A 6,626-nucleotide genomic window follows, 5' to 3' on the forward strand; every position below is an offset into this window, starting at 1 on the left:
CGACAAGGTCACCGACTCGTGATGCGGTGGGCGCACCGCGCCGTGCGACTCAATCTCCTTCGCCCTCCTGGCGATTGGAGACATGCCCATGCAGCGCAGGAACTTCCTTCGACTCACCGCGATGAGCAGTGGAATCCTGGTCCTGGGACCCGGCTTCTGGCGCGCGGCCTATGCCGCCCCCGCCCGTCCGGGACCCGGCCCCTATGGCGCCATCTCGGGCTCACCGGACGCCCACGGCCTGAGACTCCCCGCTGGCTTCACCTCGCGCATCATCGCCCGGACCGGACAGAACGTCCCCGGGACGAACTACACCTGGCACCTCGCGCCGGACGGCGGCGCGTGCTTCGACACCGGTGACGGAGGCTGGGTCTACGTCTCCAACAGCGAGATTCCCCTCCTGGGCGGTGTGTCCTCCATCCGCTTCGACGGCGGCGGCAACGTGGTGGACGCCTACCGCATCCTCTCCAACACGAGCATCAACTGCGCCGGAGGTCCCACCCCGTGGGGCACCTGGCTGTCGTGCGAGGAATGGGACCTGGGCCATGTCTGGGAATGCGACCCACGCTCCCCCTCCCAGGGCCAGCGCCGCTCGGCCCTCGGCGCCTTCACCCACGAGGCCGTGGCCGTGGACCCGGTGGGACAGCGCCTCTACCTCACCGAGGACCGCCCCGAGGGCCGCTTCTACCGCTTCACGCCCTCTCAGTGGCCCTCGCTCGGCGCCGGACGACTGGAGGCCGCGAAGCTCCACGGCAACGCGCTGGACGGCACCGCGAGCTTCACCTGGGTGAAGGTCTCCGCGTCGCGCTCCGCCTCGCTCCAGCTCGAGCGCTTCCTCACCACCGCCTTCAATGGCGGCGAGGGCTGCTGGTACGACAGCGGCACCGTCTACTTCACCACCAAGGGCGACAACCGCGTGTGGGCCCACACCCCCGCCACCGGCCAGGTCGAAGTCATCTACGACGACGACCTCTACCCGGACTCGCCCCTCCGCGGCGTGGACAACATCACCATGTCCCGCTCGGGCGACCTCTTCGTCGCCGAGGACGGCGGAGACCTGCAGCTGTGTCTCATCACGCCAGGGCCCGAGCGCACCGTGGCCCCCTTCCTCCAGCTCGACGGACACGTGGGCTCCGAGCTCACCGGCCCCGCCTTCAGTCCCGATGGTCGCCGGCTGTACTTCAGCTCACAGCGCGGCACGGACGGCACCACTGGCGTCACCTTCGAGGTGAGCGGACCGTTCCGCTGACGGACACGACTCCCCGCGCGGTGGACCGCATCGCGCGGGGAGTCCTCACGCATCAGGGCGAGTAGTAGAACGCGTTGCCCCAGATGAAGGCGGATTTCCCGGGCGGCGGCGTGCCCAGGTAGCAGTTGGCGCCGTCGAACCAGCCGTACTCACACACGTTGTTCGGGCCGCGCGTGACGTAATAGTTGTTGGCGTGGATGAACGGCGAGCCGTCCTGCGCGGGGACGGCGGCCACGTAGCAGTTGGCGCTGTCGAAGCCCGCCTTGATGGTGTTGCCCAGCCAGCTCACGTCACCGGGGCACGCGTCCCCGGGCACGCCCACGACGAAGCTCGAGCTGCACACCGTCTGACCCGCCGTGTTGGCGACGTTCATCGTCACCGTCGAGTAACGACCCGGCAGCGCGCCGGCCGCCATGATGAAGCTCAGGTAGAGCGTCGTCGAGGAGCCGATGAAGCCCTTCTGCCCGTTGCTCCAGCTCACGCCCGGCGCCGCGCTGAAGGCCAGGTTGATGAGCCCCGCGCTGCCCGAGAACGACGCCGTGATGATGTACGTCCCGTAGGCCAGCCCCGAGACGTTGATGGTGTCCGCGTACGACGTCCCTGGCGTGACGGTGGTGTTGGTGGGCCAGCTCGTACACTGGGCCTCGGCGCGCACCGGCGCCCCCAGGACGAGCGCCACCGCGGCGACGGCCATCAGCGAGCCAAGACGAGACATCCCCATGCGTCCACGAGACGTTGAAGCAGCGTGCATACGACCTCCAGGTGATGCGCGCACTCTGCTGTGATTGATGACTCAAAAACAAGACACATCATCAACATTTCACAACACCCCATTCCGAGCTGTGACACTCGGCGCTACACATCTGACAGCGACGTCCCGGATACATGGTGACACCTTGAAACTGTAGCTCCCCACGCCACAGCCGGGTCACCCCTGTCAGACATCCGCTGTAACACCACTCGTCACAACCAAGACACAACCACCCGACCCTGTCTCCAACCGACGCACCTGGCGCCCGACGGTCAGGCATTGCGCGCCCGCCGCGCGAAGACGCGACACGCCGCATCCCCGACCGGCATCCCGGCTCCACGCATCGGCGGAGGAGACGCGCACGCGATGCGGCGTCGACCTGGTCCTCCACGTCACCCTGGTGGCGAGCCAGCACGCTCCCTCGCTGAGTCCGGGACCGCGGGCCCTCTCGCTCCGGGTGTGTCCTGGGTGCGGCGGACCGTCGCCCCGAGCCGTCGACCAGGCGTCGCCCCTCCCAGAAAGGGCGCGGCGCGGGCGGGAAACTGGCGTATGGAGCGCTCCATGGCGCGGAACATCGATGGAACCGAGATCAGCCGGGTGATGCGGGCGGAGATGGCCCAGCAGGTCGCCGAGCTCCAGGCCCAGGGCGTCACTCCGGGGCTCTCCGTGGTGTTGGTGGGCAACAACCCCGCCAGCCAGGCCTACGTGGCGAGCAAGACGCGCGCGTGCGAGGCGCTCGGCATGCGCGGGCAGACGCTCAACCTGCCCGAGGACGTCTCCCGGGAGGAGCTCTTCGCCGTCATCGACCGGCTCAACCAGGACCCCGCCGTCCACGGCATCCTCGTCCAGCTCCCCCTCCCTGCGCACCTTCCCTACAAGGCCGTCCTGGAGCACATCGACCCGGACAAGGACGTGGACGGCTTCCACCCGCGCAACGCGGGCCTGGCCTTCGTGGGAGACCCCCGCGCCTTCATCCCGTGCACCCCCGCGGGCATCCTCGAGATGCTGCGCCGGGAGAACGTCCCCACCCGGGGCCGGCACGTGGTCATCGTGGGCAGGAGCCTCATCGTCAGCAAGCCGCTGGCCTCGCTGCTCATGGCCCCCGGCCCCGACGCCACCGTCACCATCACCCACCGGCACACCCCGGACCTGGCCTCCTTCACCCGCCAGGCGGACATCCTCATCGTCGCGGTGGGCAAGCAGAACCTCATCACCCGCGACATGGTGAAGCCCGGCGTCGTGGTCATCGACGTGGGACAGAACCGCGTCGAGGACCCCGGCTCCGCGCGCGGCTTCCGCATGGTGGGCGACGTGGACTTCGACGGCGTCAGCCAGGTCGCCGAGGCCATCACCCCCGTCCCCGGCGGCGTGGGCCCCATGACCATCACCATGCTCCTGGCCAACACGCTCCAGGCCGCGCGCCAGTCCGCGCAGGCCCGCCGCACGTAGCCACACCGGGGAGTCCGGCGCGCCCCATCCCGGGGTGCGCGCCTGGGCGCGACGCAGTGTGAATACATCGACGCGGCTTGCGTCGAGTACCGCACGTTTTGCCGGCGCGACGGCCGGTCAGCGCCATTCCCGGACTCCCCAATATGACGAAGCATGTCCTCGCCCTCGCCGGGCTGTGCCTCTGGCTGTTCACGCCAGGCACCGCCCACGCCGCGCCCCGCCCGTTCGACTTCTCGCCGCGCCACCAGTCCAGGGCCCTGCGGCTGATGTCTTCGCCTTCCGCGAGGGGTGTCATGGCGGAGGGCAACCGCCTGCGGGCCCTGCAGGCCGACACGTACGAGGACGACGAGTTCATCCCCACGCATGTCTGGCTCGTCCCGCTGATTCTCACGGGCGGAGGGCTCGTCGCCGGAATCGCGGTCTGCGCGTCCGGCGCGGTGGGCGACGGGGACTGCGGCAAGGCCATCCTGGGTGGAATCGTGGTCGGCGCGACGCTCGGCCTGGGCTACCTGGAGCTGCTCGCGGACCTGGATGAGTACGAGGACGACGAGGGTTACGGCGGCTGCGTCGACAAGGCATCCTGCCGGCAGGCCCAGCGCGGCGGTCCCCGCCCGACCCGGAAGGCGCAGCTCGCGTCCTCGCGCGGTCCGCAGCTCCGGCTCCCGCTGGGGCTGACGCCCACGGTGGGTCGGGTCAACGACGCCGCGGTGCTCGGCCTCGGTCGCAGCTTCTGACGCCCACGGCACTCCGGGCCCCACCGACGACGGGTGCGGCCGGAGTGCCTCTCGCTTCCGAGAGCCCTGAGTCAGTACATGAAGTTCAGCGCCGCGATGTCCGTCGAGGTAAACTCCCCGTTCGTGCTCAAGGGCACGCAGGTGTTCATGATGGAGCCGCCCGGCGTCGCGCTGGAGGGTGTCCCGGGGATGAGGATGGCGCCTCCCGGGTTCGCGCCCTCGCGCACGGGCGTGCCGCCGCAACTGATGGCGGTGTTGAAGAAGTCCGTGTGGCGAAAGCCAATCGTGTGGCCAAGCTCATGCGTGAGGACGTGCTCGATGACGTCCAGCGGATACGTGGACAGGCCCGTGCCGATCCAGATGGTCGGATAAGGCAACCCGCCGGAGGGATAGCCGCTCGCCCCGCTCGGGCCACTCGGGAGCGTGGAGTTGACGACCACGTTGATGGTGGCGTGGCTGCCGGGCGGACACGCCGAGGGGTCGGCGAGGCACGGATTGGCGGTGTAGAACGTGAGGCGCAGCCCCAGCGCATTGTAGTTGGCGACGGCCTCCGCGAGGCCCGCCGCAATCGTCGACGCGACGGGTGACGGGAGCTGGACCGTGATCTTCGTCACCGCGCTGGAGACCAGATTCGTGGTGCGGTAGTGCTCCGCCTTCGAGCCTCCCGTGTCGAGCATCTCCCGCGAGGCCTGGAGGCCCACCACCGCGTCGCCTCCCACCTGGACCACGCCGTCGACCACCTGGATGTCGTCGGCCCGGAACCCCGCCGCCACCAGGTTCTCCACGGTCTCCCGCGTCTCGTCCGTGAGCACCGGCCCGACATCTCCACAGCCAGACATCCACGCGCAGCAAAGCCATGCAACGGCGGTCGCCTTCTTCGCCATCGTCTTCTCCCGGTCAGCGTTCGAGGTGGGCGTGCCATTTACAGAGGCACGGAATCAATCCAAACCGACGGGCCACGGGAAGTCCACCAGCGGATGGACCCAATCGCAGACGCGCAGGTCGGGCCTTGCCCCAGGCAACGCCATGTCACCATGCGCCCGCGGCAAACGCCCATGGCGGGCAGAGGAGACACCTGTATGAACTGGCTCGATTTCCGTCGTCTCACGCGCGCGGGCTCCCGGAGCCTCGGCGCCGTTCTCACGGTGGCGGGGCTTGCGACGGGCTCGCTGCTCCTGTCCCCGGCCGAGGCGTCGGCCGATGACACCAATCCCTGTCCCTTCTCGGACGTGCTCTGCCTGTTCGATGGAGAGGACTACACCGGCGCGGTGTGGAACGTCCGGGCCTGGCCTCCGGGCACGTCCACCTGCGTGGGACTGCCCGAGCACGGCTGGGAGGGCCGCGCCGAGTCCGCCATCAACCGGGGCACCCAGAACGCATACCTGTTCCCCAACGAAGACTGCTCGGGCTATCCGGTGACGCTCCTGCCGGGCGAGTGGCTGAGCCCGCTCGAGTTCGCGCCCAAGAGCGTCTTCGTCTTCTGATGCGCAGAGGCGTGCGCCAGGGAGACAGTCGCCGCCCTGGCGCACCACCTCACGGGGCTGCTTCGTGGCCCCGGACGACAGCGCTACTCCTGGGAGCCGCCCTGCTCGGAGCGCTCCCAGGACGCGTCGACCTCCTCGGAGGACATCAGCGCCTCCTCCTCGCCGCCCTCGGCCGTCAGATAGGGCGTGCACGTCGTCCCGGAGTGGTACTCGGTCGCCCACCTCCCGCAGTTGATGATGCGCGTGGTCCAGGGCACGGCGCACGTGGTGTCACACGCCTCGAACTCCTCGCAGATGACATCACAGTCCGGCGGCAGCGCCAGCGCGGACAGGGGGGACAGCACGCACGCCGTGAACCCCACGAGCAACGTCTTCGAGCTGCGCTTCATTGGAATCTCCAGACGGAAACGTCGAGTTGAACCCATCACCAACCGTCCCAGGAGGACGGGACTCACTGCTCGGCGGCGTCCTGCTCGGAGCACTCCCAGGACGCATCCACCTCGTCGGCCTCCTCGGACGAGAACAGCTGCGCCTCCTCGGGGGTCTCCGCCGTCAGGCCCGGCGCGCACGCCGCGCCCGGGTCGTAGTCCGCCACCCAGACGCCGCACGTCACCACCTGCATGCTCCACGGAATGGCGCAGACGATCCGACACGGCGTGCTGGACACGCAGCGGACGTCACAGTCCTGCGGCAGCGCCAACGCCGACAGGGGGGCCAGCGCCAACGCCGCGAACAACACCTTCGAGATGCGCTTCATCGGATTCTCCAGGATGAGATGTCGGACCCAGCAAGCCGTGTCACGTCACACGGCGGCGGGACTATCCACCCCAGGCCAGGAAACATCAAAGACAGCCGCGCCGGGTCGGACACCACTCCCCAGGATTGATACAGGTCAACGACAGACGCGGCCCCGGAGGTCCCGTCCCGCCACAAGACTTCACCCACGCGGCAGTTCCCCATCC

General features: G+C 69.1%; 8 protein-coding genes. 4 read left to right on the plus strand and 4 right to left on the minus strand.

Annotated features, from left to right (window positions below; translation table 11 throughout):
* The first annotated feature begins 82 nt into the window (after positions 1-82).
* On the plus strand, positions 83-1,246 hold the full coding sequence (locus tag FL311_RS17845) for an alkaline phosphatase PhoX (RefSeq protein WP_141326366.1): 1,164 nt from the start codon (positions 83-85) through the stop codon (positions 1,244-1,246).
* Between the two features lie 52 nt (positions 1,247-1,298).
* Here FL311_RS17845 and FL311_RS17850 read toward each other — a convergent pair whose 3' ends face one another.
* On the minus strand, positions 1,299-1,961 hold the full coding sequence (locus FL311_RS17850) for a hypothetical protein (protein ID WP_141326368.1): 663 nt from the start codon (positions 1,959-1,961) through the stop codon (positions 1,299-1,301).
* A gap of 597 nt (positions 1,962-2,558) precedes the next feature.
* On the opposite strand from FL311_RS17850, the gene FL311_RS17855 reads away from it, so the two are divergent.
* Together FL311_RS17855 and FL311_RS17860 are read left to right on the plus strand one after the other, a co-directional pair.
* Complete coding sequence (locus FL311_RS17855; RefSeq protein ID WP_141326370.1) at positions 2,559-3,446, plus strand: bifunctional 5,10-methylenetetrahydrofolate dehydrogenase/5,10-methenyltetrahydrofolate cyclohydrolase; 888 nt, start codon at positions 2,559-2,561, stop codon at positions 3,444-3,446.
* A gap of 143 nt (positions 3,447-3,589) precedes the next feature.
* Positions 3,590-4,180 (plus strand): hypothetical protein, encoded by a 591-nt coding sequence (locus tag FL311_RS17860; protein WP_141326372.1) that lies wholly within the window; start codon positions 3,590-3,592, stop codon positions 4,178-4,180.
* A gap of 71 nt (positions 4,181-4,251) precedes the next feature.
* On the opposite strand, the gene FL311_RS17865 is transcribed toward FL311_RS17860, so the two are convergent.
* Positions 4,252-5,064, minus strand: a complete 813-nt coding sequence (locus FL311_RS17865) for a M57 family metalloprotease (protein WP_141326374.1) — start codon at positions 5,062-5,064, stop codon at positions 4,252-4,254.
* Positions 5,065-5,259: 195 nt separating this feature from the next.
* Between FL311_RS17865 and FL311_RS17870 the strand changes: the two genes are divergently transcribed.
* A complete protein-coding gene (locus FL311_RS17870; protein ID WP_194869247.1) occupies positions 5,260-5,664 on the plus strand; it encodes a peptidase inhibitor family I36 protein in 405 nt (134 codons plus the stop codon).
* A gap of 83 nt (positions 5,665-5,747) precedes the next feature.
* Here the strand turns inward: FL311_RS17870 and FL311_RS17875 are convergent, their stop codons facing one another.
* Positions 5,748-6,053 (minus strand): hypothetical protein, encoded by a 306-nt coding sequence (locus FL311_RS17875; RefSeq protein ID WP_228556926.1) that lies wholly within the window; start codon positions 6,051-6,053, stop codon positions 5,748-5,750.
* Between the two features lie 62 nt (positions 6,054-6,115).
* The gene (locus tag FL311_RS17880) at positions 6,116-6,421 is read right to left on the minus strand and encodes a hypothetical protein (RefSeq protein WP_141326377.1); all 306 of its coding nucleotides are present in this window, start codon (positions 6,419-6,421) and stop codon (positions 6,116-6,118) included.
* Between the last annotated feature and the right edge of the window lie 205 nt (positions 6,422-6,626).

The organism is Myxococcus sp. AB025B (genome assembly GCF_006518215.1).
Taxonomy (GTDB): domain Bacteria; phylum Myxococcota; class Myxococcia; order Myxococcales; family Myxococcaceae; genus Myxococcus; species Myxococcus fulvus.

Bases quoted from the DNA above. Each gene is read 5' to 3' on its own strand.
- FL311_RS17845 (WP_141326366.1), top strand. From the start codon at position 83: ATGCCCATGCAGCGCAGGAACTTCCTTCGACTCACCGCGATGAGCAGT.
- FL311_RS17850 (WP_141326368.1), bottom strand. From the start codon at position 1,961: ATGTCTCGTCTTGGCTCGCTGATGGCCGTCGCCGCGGTGGCGCTCGTC.
- FL311_RS17855 (WP_141326370.1), top strand. From the start codon at position 2,559: ATGGCGCGGAACATCGATGGAACCGAGATCAGCCGGGTGATGCGGGCG.
- FL311_RS17860 (WP_141326372.1), top strand. From the start codon at position 3,590: ATGACGAAGCATGTCCTCGCCCTCGCCGGGCTGTGCCTCTGGCTGTTC.
- FL311_RS17865 (WP_141326374.1), bottom strand. From the start codon at position 5,064: ATGGCGAAGAAGGCGACCGCCGTTGCATGGCTTTGCTGCGCGTGGATG.
- FL311_RS17870 (WP_194869247.1), top strand. From the start codon at position 5,260: ATGAACTGGCTCGATTTCCGTCGTCTCACGCGCGCGGGCTCCCGGAGC.
- FL311_RS17875 (WP_228556926.1), bottom strand. From the start codon at position 6,053: ATGAAGCGCAGCTCGAAGACGTTGCTCGTGGGGTTCACGGCGTGCGTG.
- FL311_RS17880 (WP_141326377.1), bottom strand. From the start codon at position 6,421: ATGAAGCGCATCTCGAAGGTGTTGTTCGCGGCGTTGGCGCTGGCCCCC.